Origin of the sequence: Kineococcus vitellinus, assembly GCF_009906315.1 — a bacterium.
GTDB classification, from domain to species: domain Bacteria; phylum Actinomycetota; class Actinomycetes; order Actinomycetales; family Kineococcaceae; genus Kineococcus; species Kineococcus vitellinus.
Window position 1 is genome coordinate 1 of sequence record NZ_JAAALL010000090.1, and the last position, 14880, is coordinate 14880.

15 protein-coding genes are annotated in these 14880 nt (G+C 75.7%); 9 read left to right on the forward strand and 6 right to left on the reverse strand.

The genetic code is table 11. The annotated features are described in order from the left end of the window. The 5 genes from GTQ99_RS10140 to GTQ99_RS10160 form a co-directional block, all read left to right on the forward strand. Positions 1-666: hypothetical protein (locus tag GTQ99_RS10140; protein ID WP_205707175.1), on the forward strand; the 666-nt coding region annotated here is incomplete at its 5' end. 280 nt (positions 667-946) lie between these two features. Then, positions 947-4189: an isoleucine--tRNA ligase gene (gene ileS, locus GTQ99_RS10145; RefSeq protein WP_420814539.1), complete on the forward strand. Its 3243-nt coding sequence runs from the start codon at positions 947-949 to the stop codon at positions 4187-4189. Further along, a complete protein-coding gene (locus GTQ99_RS10150) occupies positions 4186-5793 on the forward strand; it encodes a glutamate ligase domain-containing protein (protein WP_166615616.1) in 1608 nt (535 codons plus the stop codon). The genes ileS and GTQ99_RS10150 overlap by 4 nt, the downstream gene beginning before the upstream one ends. A 10-nt stretch (positions 5794-5803) precedes the next feature. Continuing rightward, positions 5804-6160 carry a DUF4233 domain-containing protein gene (locus GTQ99_RS10155; protein ID WP_166615617.1) on the forward strand — a complete coding sequence of 119 codons (357 nt, stop codon included), beginning with the start codon at positions 5804-5806 and terminating at the stop codon, positions 6158-6160. Positions 6161-6260: 100 nt separating this feature from the next. Continuing rightward, positions 6261-7157 carry an SDR family oxidoreductase gene (locus GTQ99_RS10160; RefSeq protein WP_166615618.1) on the forward strand — a complete coding sequence of 299 codons (897 nt, stop codon included), beginning with the start codon at positions 6261-6263 and terminating at the stop codon, positions 7155-7157. A 63-nt stretch (positions 7158-7220) separates the two neighbouring features. Here the strand turns inward: GTQ99_RS10160 and GTQ99_RS10165 are convergent, their stop codons facing one another. Continuing rightward, positions 7221-7931, reverse strand: a complete 711-nt coding sequence (locus GTQ99_RS10165) for a maleylpyruvate isomerase N-terminal domain-containing protein (RefSeq protein WP_166615619.1) — start codon at positions 7929-7931, stop codon at positions 7221-7223. A 1-nt stretch (position 7932) separates the two neighbouring features. Further along, positions 7933-9393, reverse strand: a complete 1461-nt coding sequence (locus tag GTQ99_RS10170) for a sugar porter family MFS transporter (protein ID WP_166615620.1) — start codon at positions 9391-9393, stop codon at positions 7933-7935. A gap of 148 nt (positions 9394-9541) precedes the next feature. Between GTQ99_RS10170 and GTQ99_RS10175 the strand changes: the two genes are divergently transcribed. Continuing rightward, positions 9542-9979 (forward strand): VOC family protein, encoded by a 438-nt coding sequence (locus tag GTQ99_RS10175; RefSeq protein WP_166615621.1) that lies wholly within the window; start codon positions 9542-9544, stop codon positions 9977-9979. Here GTQ99_RS10175 and GTQ99_RS10180 read toward each other — a convergent pair. Next, positions 9957-10658, reverse strand: coding sequence for a helix-turn-helix domain-containing protein (locus GTQ99_RS10180; RefSeq protein ID WP_166615622.1), 702 nt, complete (start codon positions 10656-10658; stop codon positions 9957-9959). The two genes, GTQ99_RS10175 and GTQ99_RS10180, sit on opposite strands and share 23 nt — an antisense overlap. An 82-nt stretch (positions 10659-10740) precedes the next feature. Here GTQ99_RS10180 and ndk point away from each other — a divergent pair, with 82 nt between their 5' ends. The 3 genes from ndk to GTQ99_RS10195 all read left to right on the forward strand — a co-directional run bounded on the left by ndk (position 10741) and on the right by GTQ99_RS10195 (position 12885). Further along, complete coding sequence (gene ndk, locus GTQ99_RS10185; RefSeq protein ID WP_166615623.1) at positions 10741-11175, forward strand: nucleoside-diphosphate kinase; 435 nt, start codon at positions 10741-10743, stop codon at positions 11173-11175. A gap of 128 nt (positions 11176-11303) precedes the next feature. Then, positions 11304-11729: a VOC family protein gene (locus GTQ99_RS10190; protein ID WP_420814540.1), complete on the forward strand. Its 426-nt coding sequence runs from the start codon at positions 11304-11306 to the stop codon at positions 11727-11729. A 34-nt stretch (positions 11730-11763) separates the two neighbouring features. Continuing rightward, positions 11764-12885, forward strand: a complete 1122-nt coding sequence (locus tag GTQ99_RS10195) for an NAD(P)/FAD-dependent oxidoreductase (RefSeq protein WP_338074890.1) — start codon at positions 11764-11766, stop codon at positions 12883-12885. 34 nt (positions 12886-12919) lie between these two features. Here GTQ99_RS10195 and GTQ99_RS10200 read toward each other — a convergent pair whose 3' ends face one another. The 3 genes from GTQ99_RS10200 to GTQ99_RS10210 form a co-directional block, all read right to left on the reverse strand. Beyond that, positions 12920-14170: a DUF6596 domain-containing protein gene (locus GTQ99_RS10200; protein ID WP_205707176.1), complete on the reverse strand. Its 1251-nt coding sequence runs from the start codon at positions 14168-14170 to the stop codon at positions 12920-12922. An 80-nt stretch (positions 14171-14250) separates the two neighbouring features. Beyond that, positions 14251-14580 (reverse strand): YciI family protein, encoded by a 330-nt coding sequence (locus GTQ99_RS10205; protein WP_166615625.1) that lies wholly within the window; start codon positions 14578-14580, stop codon positions 14251-14253. A gap of 165 nt (positions 14581-14745) precedes the next feature. Further along, positions 14746-14880: excalibur calcium-binding domain-containing protein (locus tag GTQ99_RS10210; protein ID WP_166615626.1), on the reverse strand; the 135-nt coding region annotated here is incomplete at its 5' end.

The window sequence follows — 14880 nt, forward strand, 5'->3', positions numbered from 1 at the left end:
TGCGCGGAGCCCGTGGAGGCGGCCGGGGTGCAGCCGTCGCCGACGCCGAGCATCACCGTCCTTGCGGTGCCGCAGCCGACGGCGCCGACGGCCGCCGCTCCGCGCGCGGCCGAGGTCGTCGACCCCTTCCGGCGCACCGCCGACGGGACCGCGCTGCCCGACCCCGCGCTCACGCCGGGCGCGGCGTTCCCCGACGCCGACCAGGCGGTGGTCTGCGCGCCCGCGTACCTGCGCAGCACCAGCAAGCCCCGCAAGAGCGACAAGGCGGACGCGTACCAGCGCTACGCGATCCCTCCCGAGGACGAGAACGACCACGTCGTCGACCGGCTGGTCCCGGTGGGCCTCGGCGGGGACAACAGCGCCGCCAACCTCTGGCCGCAGCCGCGGACCGACCGCTACGGGGCCCAGCAGAAGGACCTCCTGGAGGAGCGGTTGCGCGAGCTCGTCTGCTCGGGCGCGCTGCCCCTCGAGGGCGCCCGGCAGGAGATCACCACCGACTGGCGCGCCGCCTACGACCGCCACGTGGGGCTGGACCCGGCGAGCGTCGTCACCATCGACGGCGGTTGCGCCCTGCCGGGGGAGGTGCGTCAGGCCACCGACAAGGAGGTGCTGCTGACCTGCACCGCCACCGACGGCGGCCGGGCGACGTGGCAGCGGCGCGGCTGACGCCCGCGGGAAGACCCGACGGCGATCCGCCGTTAGGATGGGCGCACAGGCGTCGATCCGGCCATCACCGGTGAGCCTCCGGAAGAACGGGTGCGACCCCGCCCTGGCGGGTGCACCTCACTAGACCCGGACGGGTCCGGCCCGTGACAGCCGGACGACGAGCGGTCGCCGTCGGTCCCTCCCGCGGGAGGGGGCGTCGGCGGCAAGCGGGGTGGTACCGCGGCACCGCCGGCCCCGGCGGGAGTCGTCCTCGCGGCTGGAGCACTTCAGTCGAGGAGACGTGTTGTCCGAGGACGTCGCGCAGACGCAGACCACCGACCCCGGTGAGACCACCGGCGAGGTCACCAGCACCCCGCGCTTCCCCGAGATCGAGCAGCGCGTCCTCGGCTCCTGGGCGGCCGACGACACCTTCCGCGCCAGCGTGGACGCCCGGAAGGGCTCGGCGGCCGGGGAGTTCGTCTTCTACGACGGCCCGCCGTTCGCCAACGGCCTGCCGCACTACGGCCACCTGCTCACCGGGTACGTCAAGGACGTCGTGCCGCGCTACAAGACGATGCGCGGGCACCAGGTGGAGCGCCGCTTCGGCTGGGACACCCACGGCCTGCCCGCCGAGGTGGAGGCCGAGCGCCAGCTCGGGATCAAGCACAAGTCCGAGATCGAGCAGATGGGCATCGCCCGCTTCAACGACGTCTGCCGCACCTCGGTGCTGAAGTACACCGGCGAGTGGGAGCAGTACGTCACCCGGCAGGCGCGCTGGGTCGACTTCGCCGACGACTACAAGACCCTCGACACCGACTACATGGAGTCGGTGATGTGGGCCTTCAAGACGCTGTGGGACAAGGGCCTGGTCTACGAGGGCTTCCGCGTGCTGGCGTACTGCTGGCGCTGCGAGACGCCGCTGAGCAACTCCGAGACCCGCCTGGACGACGTCTACCGCAACCGCCAGGACCCGGCCGTGACGGTGGGCTTCCGCCTGCTCGGCGAGGGCGCGGACGACCCGCTCGACGGCGTGCTGGCGCTCATCTGGACGACGACCCCGTGGACGCTGCCCAGCAACCTCGCGATGGCCGTCCACCCCGACCTCGACTACGTCGTCGTCGAGGGTGCCGGCGAGCACGCCGGCCGCCGCTTCCTGCTCGCCGAGGCGCGCCTGGGCCACTACGCCCGGGAGCTGGGCGAGGACGCCGCCGAGCGCGTGGTGGGCCGCCACCGCGGCGCCGACCTGCTCGGCCGGCGCTACGCGCCGCCGTTCGACTACTTCGCCGGCCGCGAGAACGCCCACCGGGTGCTGGCCGCCGACTACGTGACGACCGACTCCGGCACCGGCCTGGTGCACATCGCCCCCGCGTTCGGCGAGGACGACAAGGCCGTCACCGACGCTGCCGGGATCGTGCCCGTGGTGCCCGTCGCCGCCAACGGCACCTTCACCGCCGAGGTTCGCGACTTCGCCGGCCAGCACGTCTTCGAGGCCAACAAGGAGATCAACCGGGCGCTGCGCGACGGCCTGCCCAGCGGGGCGCTGCTGCTGCGGCTGGAGACCTACGACCACTCCTACCCGCACTGCTGGCGCTGCGGGAACGCCCTCATCTACCGCGCGGTCTCCAGCTGGTTCGTGAGGGTGACGGCGATCCGCGAGCGCATGGTCGAGCTGAACCAGCAGATCACCTGGGTGCCCGAGCACGTCAAGGACGGCTCGTTCGGCAAGTGGCTGGAGGGTGCGCGCGACTGGTCGATCAGCCGCAACCGCTACTGGGGCAGCCCCATCCCGGTGTGGGTCTCCGACGACCCGGCGTACCCGCGCGTGGACGTCTACGGCTCCCTCGACGACCTCGAGCGCGACTTCGGGGTGCGCCCGGCCGACCTGCACCGCCCGCACGTCGACGAGCTCACCCGGCCCAACCCCGACGACCCGACCGGACGCTCGACGATGCGCCGGGTGCCGGAGGTCCTGGACTGCTGGTTCGAGTCCGGCTCGATGCCGTTCGCCCAGGTGCACTACCCCTTCGAGAACGCCGACTGGTTCGAGAGCCACTACCCGGGCGACTTCATCGTCGAGTACATCGGGCAGACGCGCGGCTGGTTCTACACCCTGCACGTGCTCGCGACGGCGCTGTTCGACCGGCCGGCGTTCCGCACCTGCGTCTCGCACGGCATCCTGCTGGGCGACGACGGCCGCAAGATGAGCAAGTCGCTGCGCAACTACCCCGACGTCTCCGAGGTCCTGGACCGCGACGGCTCCGACGCCATGCGCTGGTTCCTCATGAGCTCGCCGGTCCTGCGCGGCGGCAACCTCATCGTCACCGAGCAGGGCATCCGCGACTCGGTGCGCCAGGTGCTGCTGCCGCTGTGGAACACCTGGTCGTTCTTCCAGCTGTACTCCGGCACCTCCAGCCACGTCCCGCGCTGGCGCACCGGCTCCCCGGACGTCCTGGACCGCTACGTCCTGGCCAAGCTGCACGACACCGTCGCCGCGGTGACCGCGCAGCTGGACGCCTACGACATCGCCGGTGCCTGCGAGACCTCGCGGCAGTTCCTCGACGTGCTGACCAACTGGTACGTGCGCCGCTCCCGCTCGGCGTTCTGGAACGGGGAGTCCGAGCGCGCGCGCGACGCCTTCGACACCCTCTACACGGTGCTGGAGACGACCACGCGGATGCTCGCCCCGCTGCTGCCGCTGGTGGCCGAGGAGGTCTGGCGCTCGCTCACCGGCGGCCGCTCGGTGCACCTGACCGACTGGCCGGACCCGGTGGACACCCCCGCCGACGACGCGCTCGTCGCCGCGATGGACGCCGCCCGCGCGACCTGCTCGGCGGCGCTGGCGCTGCGCAAGGCCAACGGCCTGCGGGTGCGGCTGCCGCTGCAGCGCCTGGAGGTCCTCGTGGCCGACCCGGCGCAGCTGGAGCCGTTCGCGCAGCTGATCGCCGAGGAGGTCAACGTCCGCGAGGTCGCCCTCGGCCCGCTCGAGCGGGCCGTCGAGCACGGCGTGGTGACCAAGCTGACCGTCAACGCCCGCGCGGCCGGCCCGCGCCTGGGCAAGCAGGTGCAGCAGGCCATCAGGGCCTCCAAGTCCGGGGACTGGGAGGAGCGCCCGGACGGCACCGTCGTCGCCGGCGGCATCGAGCTCGTCGAGGGCGAGTACGAGCTGGCGACGGCCGTCGAGGGCGGCGCCGAGGGCCTGGCGACGGCCCCGCTCGAGGGCGGCGGCTTCGCGGTCCTCGACACCACCGTGACCCCCGAGCTGAGCGCCGAGGGCATCGCCCGCGACGTGGTCCGCCTCGTGCAGCAGGCGCGGCGCGAGGCCGGCCTGCACGTGTCCGACCGCATCCGGCTGACGGTCGCGGCCGACGGGCCCGTGTGGGAGGCGCTGGTGACGCACCAGAACCTCGTCGTGGAGGAGACGCTGGCCCAGCAGTTCGGCTCCTCCGGGGCGGCCGACGCGCTGGCGGCGGAGCGGGCGACGCTCGTCGCGAGCGTCGAGGGCCACGAGGTCCGCATCGCCGTGCAGAAGGCGGAGCAGCTGTGAGCGGGCAGGGACCCCTGGACCCCTTCGCCGGCGAGCCCGACGACCTCGGCGACGACCTCGGCGACGACCTGCGCGACCTGACCGGGCCGCTGTCCGAGGGCGAGGAGGACGACTCGGGGGAGGAGGGGTTCGGTACCGACGGCATGCGCCGGGGCCGCGTCCCGCAGGACCGCCGCCCGCCGTCGCGGGTGCCGGGGGCGGCGGTGGCGGCCGCCGCCCCCGGCCCCGCGGTGGAGGACGACCCGCGCTTCGAGGAGGTCGTGGCGCAGGTCCTCGCCCGCAACCCCGAGCACCGCATCCACCCCACGCTGGATCGGGTGCGCGAGGCGTGCGCCCTGCTCGGCGACCCGCAGCTGGCCTACCGCGTCGTCCACGTCGCCGGCACCAACGGCAAGACGTCGACGACGCGGATGGTGGAGCGCCTGGTGCGCGAGCACGACCTGCGCACCGGCCTGTTCACCAGCCCGCACCTGTCCGAGATCACCGAGCGGATCGCGATCGACGGCGATCCGATCACCCGGGCGGCGTTCGTGCGCGCCCACGACGACGTCGAGCCCGTCGTGGCGATCGTCGACGAGCGCGCCGCCGAGCGCGGCGAGCCGCGGCTGAGCTTCTTCGAGGTGCTCACCCTCATGGCGTTCGCGGCCTTCGCCGACGCCCCCGTCGACGTGGCCGTCGTCGAGACCGGCCTGGGCGGCACGTGGGACACCACGAACGTCGTGCGGTCCGACGTCGCCGTGATCACTCCCGTCTCGATGGACCACGAGGCGTGGCTGGGCTCGACGATCGAGGAGATCGCCGCCCAGAAGGCGGGCATCGTCAAGCACGGCGCGACCGTCGTCCTGGGCCGGCAGGAGGAGGAGGCCGCCGCGGTCCTGCTGGCCAAGGCCGCCGCCGAGCGCGTCACCGTCGTGCGCGAGGGCCTGGACTTCGGCGTCGAGCAGCGCACCCTCGCCGTCGGCGGGCAGCTGGTCTCGCTGCGCACCCGCGGCGGGCTCTACACCGACGTCCTGCTGCCGCTGCACGGCGCCCACCAGGCCGACAACGCCGCCACGGCGCTCGCGGCGGCCGAGGCCCTGCTCGCGCTGCCGGGCGGGACGCTGCCGCCCGGGCTGGTGGAGGCGGCCTTCGCCGACGTCACCTCCCCGGGCCGCCTGGAGGTGCTGCGGACCTCGCCGACGATCATCGCCGACTCCGCCCACAACCCGGCCGGTGCGCAGGCGCTGGCCGCGGCGATCGCCGAGGCCTTCACCCTCAGCCGGCTCGTCGGCGTCGTGGCGGTCGCGGGGGACAAGGACGTCGACGGCGTCCTGGCCGCCCTGGAGCCGGTGCTCGCCGAGGTCGTCGTCACCCGCTCCTCCTCGCCGCGCTCGCTGGAGCCCGCCGAGCTCGGCGAGATCGCCGAGGGCGTCTTCGGCGAGGACCGCGTCCACGTGGTGGAGCGACTGGACGAGGCGCTGACCACCGCGGTCGACCTGGCCGAGTCCGACTTCGGCACCGGCGGCGGCCTGGGCGGCTCCGGGGCCGGTGTCCTCGTGGCCGGCTCGGTCGTGCTCGCCGGCGACGTGCGGACCCTGCTGGCCCGAGCGGGCCGGCGGGGGTGAGGATCAGCGCATGAGGAACCCCAAGCGGATGCTCGCGGCGTCCACCCTCGTCAGCGAGGCCCTCGTCGTGTTCTTCGCCACCCTGGCCGCCTACGGGCTCAGCGCGGACCGGCACACCGCCTACCTCGTCGTCGGCGGCGTGCTGGTCCTGCTGTGCGTGCTCGGCGCCGGGATGCTGCGCTCGCGCGCCGGCTACGGCCTCGGCTGGGCCCTGCAGGCCGTCATGGTCGCCTGCGGGTTCGTCGTGCCGATGATGTTCTTCGTCGGCGCGGTCTTCGCCGTCATCTGGTTCTTCGCCGTGCGCATCGGCGACCGCATCGAGCGCGAGCAGGCCGAGGTGGCCCGCCGCCTGGCCGACGAGCGCTGAGGCGACCCGCGCGGCGCGGGCGTGCGCCCGCGCCGCGCGCTTGAGCGCGCGGCGGCGGGGTAGGAGACCGGCGGAAGGCCCATTCCGACGGAGGAAGCTCATGCCACAGGACCAGACCGAACCCCAGGACCCCCAGCAGGAGTACGCCCAGCCCGACGCGGAGGGCGAGCAGATCCCGCACCCCGGCCGGACCGGGGAGATGGGCGACGAGCCCGACCACGGCGAGCAGTCCTACCGGGGCAGCGGCCGCCTCGAGGGCAAGAAGGCCGTCATCACCGGCGGGGACTCCGGCATCGGCCGCGCCGTGGCCATCGCCTTCGCCCGCGAGGGCGCCGACGTGCTCATCGCGTACCTGCCCGACGAGGAGCAGGACGCGCAGACCACGCTGCGGCACGTGCAGGAGGCCGGGCGCAAGGGCGTCGCCGTGCCCGTCGACCTGCGCGAGGAGGAGGCCTGCCAGCAGGTCGTCGACCGCGCCGTGGAGGAGTTCGGGCGCATCGACGTGCTCGTCAACAACGCCGCGTACCAGATGGCGCAGCCCGGCGGCATCGCCGACATCACGACCGAGCAGTTCGACCGCGTGCTCAAGACGAACCTCTACGCGATGTTCTGGCTGTGCAAGAAGGCGGTCCCGCACATGCAGCCGGGCGCGAGCATCATCAACACCTCCTCGATCCAGGCCTACCAGCCCTCCCCGCCGCTGCTGGACTACGCCACCACCAAGGCCGGCATCGTGAACTTCACCAAGGGCCTGGGGCAGATGCTGGCCGAGAAGGGGATCCGGGTGAACTCCGTGGCCCCCGGCCCCATCTGGACCCCGCTCATCCCGGCGACGCTGCCCGAGGAGCAGGTCGGCAGCTTCGGCGAGGACACCCCGCTGGGCCGCGCCGGGCAGCCGGCCGAGCTGGCCCCGGCGTTCGTGTTCTTCGCCTCGCAGGAGTCCAGCTACATCACCGCCGAGGTCCTCGGCGTGACCGGCGGCTCGCCGATCTCCTGACCGGCGCGGCCCGGCGGCCCTCCTCCGCCCCGCACCGCGGGGCCGGGGGAGGGCCGCGGCCCGTCAGCCCAGCGAGGGGAAGGCGCCCTGCAGCCGCGGGTGCTCGCGCAGCACCGCCCCGGTCAGCGCGACCCGGCCGCTGCCGGCCAGCACCGCGGTGGTGTCGTCCCAGTCGACGGGCAGGTGCGTGCCGGCCAGCGCCTCGCAGGTGAGCCGGGCCAGCCGCAGCGCGGCGGCGGCCGGCGGCGAGCCGATGAGGTCGAGGTCGAGGTGGTGCACCGCGAGCTCCACGGCGCGGGTGGCGAGGAGGTCGCCCGTGGTGAGCACCTCGCCCCGGAAGTCCACGTACCCGGCCGGCACGTGCGGCAGCTCGGCGGCCAGCGCGTCCACCGCACCGGCCAGCCGCGCCACCGGGTGCCCCTCCTGCGGTTCGGTGACGGCCTGCGGCGGCTCCACCCGACCAGCCGCCCGCTCCCGGCCCGCGGAGCGGGCCCAGGACGAGGCCGCGTCGGCGCTCGGGCGGTCCCGCCCGCGCACCGCGCGCAGGGCCGGGATGACCTCCCGCAGGCCCTGGTGGACGTGCACGAGGACGGCCCCGGTGCTCCAGCCGGCGCAGCGGCTGGGGGCGGCCAGCACCTCGGCGTCGACGGCGCCGAGCAGCTGCGACCAGGTCGCCAGCTCCGCCAGCAGGGCCTCGCGGCCCTGCTCGTGGGAGACCGCCAGCGGCAGCGGACCGCTCCCCGCGCCCGTCCCCGTGCTCGTCCCCGCGCCCACGTCAGGTGCGGGCCGGTGCGTCGTCGTCCATCTCCTCCAGCTCGCGCCCCTTGGTCTCGCGCACGGCCTTGAGCACGAAGACCAGCGACAGCAGCGCGATGACGGCGTAGAGGCCGTAGGCGAACTGCAGCCCGATGCCGGCCAGCGAGGGGAAGGTCGTGGAGACCGCGAAGTTCGCCAGCCACTGCGCGGCCGCGGCGACGGCGAGGCCGGCGGCGCGGATCTTGTTGGGGAACATCTCGCCCAGCAGGACCCAGACGACCGGGCCCCAGGTGGCGCCGAAGGAGATGACGTAGAGGTTCGCGGCGATGACGCCGATCGTGCCCCACGGCTGCGGCAGCGAGATGTCCTCGCCGGAGCCCGTGGCCTGGGAGAAGGAGACCGCCATGACGGCCAGCGAGACGACCATGCCGATGGAGCCGGCGGTCAGCAGCGGCTTGCGGCCGATGCGGTCGACGGTGGCGATGGCGATGAAGGTGACGACGACGTTGGTGACGGAGGTGATGACCGAGGTCGTCAGCGCCTGCGACTCGTCGAAGCCGACGGCCCGCCACAGCGTCGTGGAGTAGTAGAAGATCACGTTGATGCCGACGGCCTGCTGGAAGACGGAGAGCAGGATGCCCACCCAGACGATCGGCAGCAGGCCGAAGCGCGGGCCGCGCAGGTCGCGCAGGCTCGGCTCGTCCTCGCGGCGCATCGAGGCGCGGATGTCGGCGATCTTGCGCTGCACCGCCTCCACGCTGAGGTTGCCCAGGACCGAGCGCAGCACCTCGCCGGCCTTGTGGGTCTGCCCCTTGGCGATGAGGTAGCGCGGGGACTCGGGGATCTGCAGGGCCAGGAACGCCCACACCAGCGAGGGGATCACGCCGACGACGAACATCCAGCGCCAGGCCTCCCAGCCCAGCCACGTCGTCTCACCGGCACCGCCGGCGGTGTTGGCGATGAAGGCGTCCGACAGCAGCGCGGCGAAGATGCCGACCGTGATGGCCAGCTGCTGCAGCGAGCCGAGGCGGCCGCGGATGTAGGCGGGCGCGACCTCGGCGATGTAGGTGGGCGCGATGACCGAGGCGACGCCGACGCCGAGACCGCCGACGACGCGCCACAGGATGAGGTCCCAGACCGCGAACGCGAAGCCGGAGCCCACGGCGCTGACCGCGAAGAGCACACCGCCGATGACCATCACGGCCTTGCGCCCGAAGCGGTCGGCGAGGCGCCCGGCGAACCAGGCGCCCACCGCGGCGCCGAGCAGCGCGCAGGAGACCGCGAAGCCGGACAGGGCGGGGGAGAGGGCGAACTGGTCGGTGACCGCGTCGACGGCGCCGTTGATGACGGAGGTGTCGAAGCCGAAGAGGAACCCGCCGATGGCGGCGACGACGGAGATGAGCACGACCTTGGTCGTGGCGTGCTGGCGATCCTCCTCGCCCCTGGCCGGGCTGGACCCCGTGGGCTCTGGTGCTGGCATCTCGGCTCCTCCTGACGCGCTGGGCGGAGCCTCAGGTCGCGGGGCCCGTGGGCGATGCTCCCGCGCACGCCGCCGCCGCGCACCCCGGCCTCCCGCGGTGTCCGGAACGTCCACGACGGCGGCGGCGCCGCGGCCTACGGTCGCCGGCATGAGCGCACCCACCGACCCGGCGCCGCGCCCGGTGCCCCGCCTCGACCTCGTCGGCCTCGTCGTCGCCGACATGCCCCGCACGCTGGCCTTCTACCGCCGCCTGGGCCTGCAGGTGCCCGCCGCCGCCGACGGCGAGGACCACGTCGAGGTGGTGCTGGCGGGCGGGCTGCGCCTGGCCTTCGACGTCGAGGACGTCGTGCGCTCCTTCGACCCCGGCTGGCGCGCACCCACCGGCGGCCACCGCGTCGCGCTGGCCGTCGACTGCGGCGAGCCGCGGGCCGTCGACGAGCTGTGGCGGGAGCTGCTGGCGGCCGGGGTGCACGGCCACCTGCCCCCGTGGGACGCGGTGTGGGGGCAGCGCTACGCCGTGGTGCACGACCCCGACGGCGTCCCCGTCGACCTGTTCGCCGCCCTCAGCCCCGCAGCAGGCGGGTGAGCGTCGTGCCGGTGAGCGCCCGCACCTCCCGCGCCAGGTGCTGCTGGTCGGCGTAGCCCGCGAGCGCGGCGACCTCGGCGGCGGGCAGGCCGGTGCGCGCGGCGCGCAGCGCCGCCTGCAGGCGCAGGACGCGGGCGAGGACCTTGGGGCCGTACCCGAACGCCGCCAGGCTCAGCCGGTGCAGGCGCCGCACGCCCACCCCGAGCCGGTCGGCGACGTCGGCGACGGGGTGGCCGCGCGCCAGCAGGGCGGCGGCGCGGCGCGGCAGCGGGTCGGCCGCGGCGCCGGGGCCGGCCGCGCGCTCGGCGAGGACCGCCTCCAGGGCCCGCCCGGTGTCGGCGGCCGCGGCGACGCGCTCGCCGAGGACGCGCACCCGCGCCGCGGGCCACAGGTCGGCCAGCGGGACGCGGGCGTCGCGCAGCGCGCTCGCCGGGACGCCCAGCAGGGCCGGCGCCGCACCGGGCGGCAGCCGCAGCCCGGTCCAGGCCGTGCCCGCGGGCGTGCTCACGGCGTGCGCGGTGGTGTCCGGCCCGGCGACGAGCAGCTCGCCGCCGCCGGCGCCCGTGCGCCAGAGCAGGTCCAGGCACCCGTCCGGCAGGACGAGGCCCTCGTGCGCCGCTCCCGCCGGGTGCGACCACACCCGCGCGCCGGGCAGCCGGGAGCGCCGCTCGGTGTGCACGCCGCCAGTGTGCCGCCGGGCGCCGCCGGACGGGAACCCGCTGGTCACGGCCCGTGCACCCGCCTCGGCTAGGGTGCGCGACGTGGCGACTGAGACCAACGTGCAGCGGACCCTCGTCCTGGTGAAGCCCGACGGCGTGCGGCGCAACCTCTCCGGGGAGGTGCTGCGGCGCATCGAGGCCAAGGGCTACGTCCTGGTGGCGGTGCAGCTGCGCACCGCCGACCGCGAGCTGCTCGCCGGGCACTACGCCGAGCACGAGGGCAAGCCGTTCTACGAGCCCCTCGTGGAGTTCATGCTCTCCGGGCCGGTGCTGGCCGTCGTCGCGGAGGGCCACCGCGTCATCGAGGGCTTCCGCGCGCTCGCCGGCACGACCGACCCCACGACCGCGGCCCCCGGCACCATCCGCGGCGACCTGGGCCGCGACTGGGGCCTGAAGGTGCAGCAGAACCTCGTCCACGGCTCCGACTCCGAGGAGTCGGCCGCCCGCGAGATCGGCCTGTGGTTCCCGGGCCTGTGAGCGCGGGCCCGTCCCCCTCCCGGCACCGGGGCGCCGGAGGGGGAACGGGCCGATGAGTCCTGCGGCACGCTGAGGTCACCAGGAGCAGCAGGCCCGAGCAGCGGGCCCGGACCCCCGAGGAGCCCGACGTGCGCATGGTCTTCATCAACCTCCCCGTCGCCGACGTGCAGGCGTCGGCGGCGTTCTTCACCGGGCTCGGCTTCGGCCTGAACCCGCAGTTCTCCGACGACACGACGACGTGCGTGGTGCTGGAGGAGAACATCATCGTGCTGCTGCACGCGCCGGCGAAGTGGAAGGAGTTCCTGCACTCCGAGCCCGCGCCCGAGGGCACGACCGAGGTGATGCACGCCCTGTCGGCCACCAGCCGCGAGGAGTGCGACGACCTCAGGGCCCGCGCCCTGGCGCACGGCGGCTCCGAGTACGCCCCGGCGATGGACTTCGGCTGGATGTACGGCACGAGCTTCCGCGACCCCGACGGGCACGTCTGGGAGGTCAGCTGGATGGACGTGGAGGCGGCCGCGCAGGCCGACGGGGCGGGCTCCGCCACCGCCTGACGCGCGGCGGCGCCGGGCGTGGAGGATGGGGGGCGTGCCCACCTCCACCGCCCGCGTCGTCGTCGTGGGCGCCGGCGTCCTCGGCGTCTCCACGGCCGCGCACCTGGCCCGCGCCGGCGCGTCCGTCGACCTCGTCACCGAGGCCGGCGTCGCCTCCGGCGCCAGCGGCCGCTCGCTGTCCTGGCTGAACTCCGCGGGCGCCCGCAGCGAGGCCTACCACCTGCTGCGCACGGTCGGCATCGACCGCTGGCGCACCTTCGCCGCCCGCACCGGCCTGCCGGAGGGCCTGCGCTTCGACGGCGGCCTGACGTGGGCGGCGCCGGGGGAGAGCCACCGCGACCGGCACGCCCACGAGCTGGCCGTCGGCTACGACTCGGTGTGGCTGTCGCCGCAGGAGGTCGCCGCGTGGACGCCCGGGGTGGACCCCGCCGCCGTCGCCGCCGAGGGCGCGGTCTTCAACCCCGGCGAGGGCTGGGTCGACCTGCCGACGGCCGTCGGCGTCCTGCTGCAGCGCTTCGAGGCCGCCGGCGGGCGCCTGCGCACCGGCGCCGGCCGCGCCCGCCCCGTCGTCGAGGGCGGCCGCGCCACGGGCGTCGTGACGGGCTCCGGCGAGAGCCTGCCCGCCGACGCGGTCGTCCTGGCCACCGGCCCGCGGGTCCCGCGCGACCTCGCCGAGCTCGGCGTCGTCGTCCCCGACGGCTCCACGGCCGCGCTGCTGCTGCGCACCCGGCCCGTCGACGTCCCGCTGCGGGCCGTGCTGAACACCCCGCGGGTCGCGCTGCGCCCGGCGCCCGGCGGGACGCTGGTGCTGGACTCCGCCTGGTCGGAGCGCGAGGTCGTCGTCCGCGGCGACGGCGGGCACGAGGTGCGCGCGAGCACGCTGGAGGGCCTGCTCGCCGAGGCCTCCCGCGTCCTGGCCGGCAACCCCGCCCTCGAGCTCGACGGCTACGGCGTCGGGCCCAAGCCGATCCCCGGGGACGGCGAGCCCGTCGTCGGGCCCGTCGACGGCGTCGACGGGCTGCACGTGCTGTTCACCCACAGCGGGGCCACCCTCGGCCTCGTCCTCGGCGAGCTCACCGCGCGCGAGGTCCTCACCGGGCGGCCGCACCCGCTGCTGGCGCCCTTCCGCCCCGGCCGCTTCGGCACCGCGGCCTGAGCGGCCGCGGCGGCCGGCCGGTGGAGGCGCGTCGTCAGGGCCGGGCGGTGGGTGCGGTGCGGGCGCACCGCTCGGCGAGGGCCCGCCGCCGGGCGCCCAGCGCCGCGCGCTCGCCGTCGCCGGGGGCCAGCTCGGCGGCGCGGGCGTAGGCGCCCGCCGCCTCCTCCAGCCGCCCCGCCGCCTCCAGCAGGTCGGCGCGGGCGGCGTGGAACAGGTGCAGCTCCTCGCCGCGGCGGACGCCGTCGAGGACCTCCAGGCCCGGCAGGGGACCGTGCGCGCGGCCGGCGGCGACCGCCCACGCGATGCGCTGCACGGGCGTACCGGCCACCCGGTCGAGCAGGCGGTGCAGCTCGGCGATGCGCACCCAGTCGGTGCCGGCGGCCTCCAGCGGTTGCGCGTGCTCGAGGGCGATGGCCGCCTGCAGCACGTAGCGCCCCACCGGCCGGCGGCTGTGCGCCGCGTGCTGCAGCACCTGCTCCAGCAGCTGCCGCGCCTCGGCGATCGCGTCCCGGTCCCACAGCGAGCGGTCCTGGCGGTCCATGAGGACCGCTCCGCCGTCGGCGTCGAAGCGGGCGCGCTGCCGCGAGCCCTGGGCGAGCACGAGCGCCAGCAGACCGGAGGCCTCGGCGCGCTCGGGGGCGGCGGGCTCCAGCAGCTCCCGCACCAGCCGCCCCAGCCGCACCGCCTCGGCCATGAGCCCGGCGCGCCCCGCGTCGGCGTAGCCGGTGGTGAACAGCAGGTGCACCACCGCCAGGACGCCGTCGATGCGCGCGGGCAGGTCCTGCGGGGAGGGCAGGCGGTAGGGGATGCCGGCGTGGGCGATCTTGGCCCGGGCCCGCACCAGGCGCTTGTCGACCGCCGCCTCGGTGCTCAGCAGCGAGCGGGCGATCTCCGCCGGCGTCCAGCCCAGCACCGTGCGCAGGGTCAGGGCGACCCTGGCCTGCAGCGGCAGGGCGGGGTGGGCGCAGGTCAGCACCAGCCGCAGCCGGTCGTCGCCGATCTCGTGCTCGCCGTCGTCGTCGCCGGGCACGAGCAGCCCGCGCTCCACGGCCGAGCCGTAGCGCTGCGCGGTCGCCTCGCGCCCGGCGGCCCGGCGCAGCAGGTCGATGCCGCGGCGGCGGGCGGTCGTGACGAGCCACCCGGCGGGGTTGGCGGGCAGGCCGTCGCGCGCCCAGGAGACCAGGGCGCGCTCGCACGCGTCCTGCAGGGCGTCCTCGGCGACCTGCCAGTCGCCGACGGTGGCGATGACGGCGGCCGCGATCCGGGCGTGGTCGGTCGCGACCACCCGTGCCAGGGCGGTCGCGACCGGTTCCGCGGCGTCCGGCGCCGTCGCGTCCGGGGCCGTCACGGGGGAGCGCACCGGTGTCAGAGCGGCCAGACGGGGCGGACCTCGATGCGCCCGAAGCGCGCCATCGGGTGCGCCGCCGCGATGTCGACGGCCTCGTCGAGGTCGGCGGCCTCGACGACGTCGAAGCCGGCGATCCACTCGCGCGTCTCGGCGAACGGGCCGTCGGTGACGAGCCTCTCCCCGCCGCGCACGCGCACGGTGGTGGCGTCCTCGACCGGGCGCAGCCGGTCCCCGGCCAGGTGCTTGCCCCGCTCCTGCAGGCCGCTGAACCACGTCTCGACGTCGTCGGACGCCTCGTCGTAGGGCTCCCCGGCGGGGTCGGTGCAGATGAACAGCACGTACTGCATGATCGCTCCTCTCGACGTGGCGCCTGCCGCCACTCGACCGGGTGACGCGCCGGGACCCGCCGGGAGGACATCCGCCCCGCACCGCTCGCCGGCGCGCCCCCCTCCCCGCGGTCCCGGGAGCGGGTCCGCCGATCCTGCCACCGCCGGGACGTCCGGCGCAGGGGCTCAGGGCTCGCAGCCGGTCCCGTCGCCGTCGCGGTCCAGCGCACGGCTGTAGCCGGGGTCGCCGGCGTGGACGGGAGCGGCTCCGGCGGCGCGCGCGGCGGCGCAGTCCGGGTAGGCGCCGGTGGCCGGGGACGC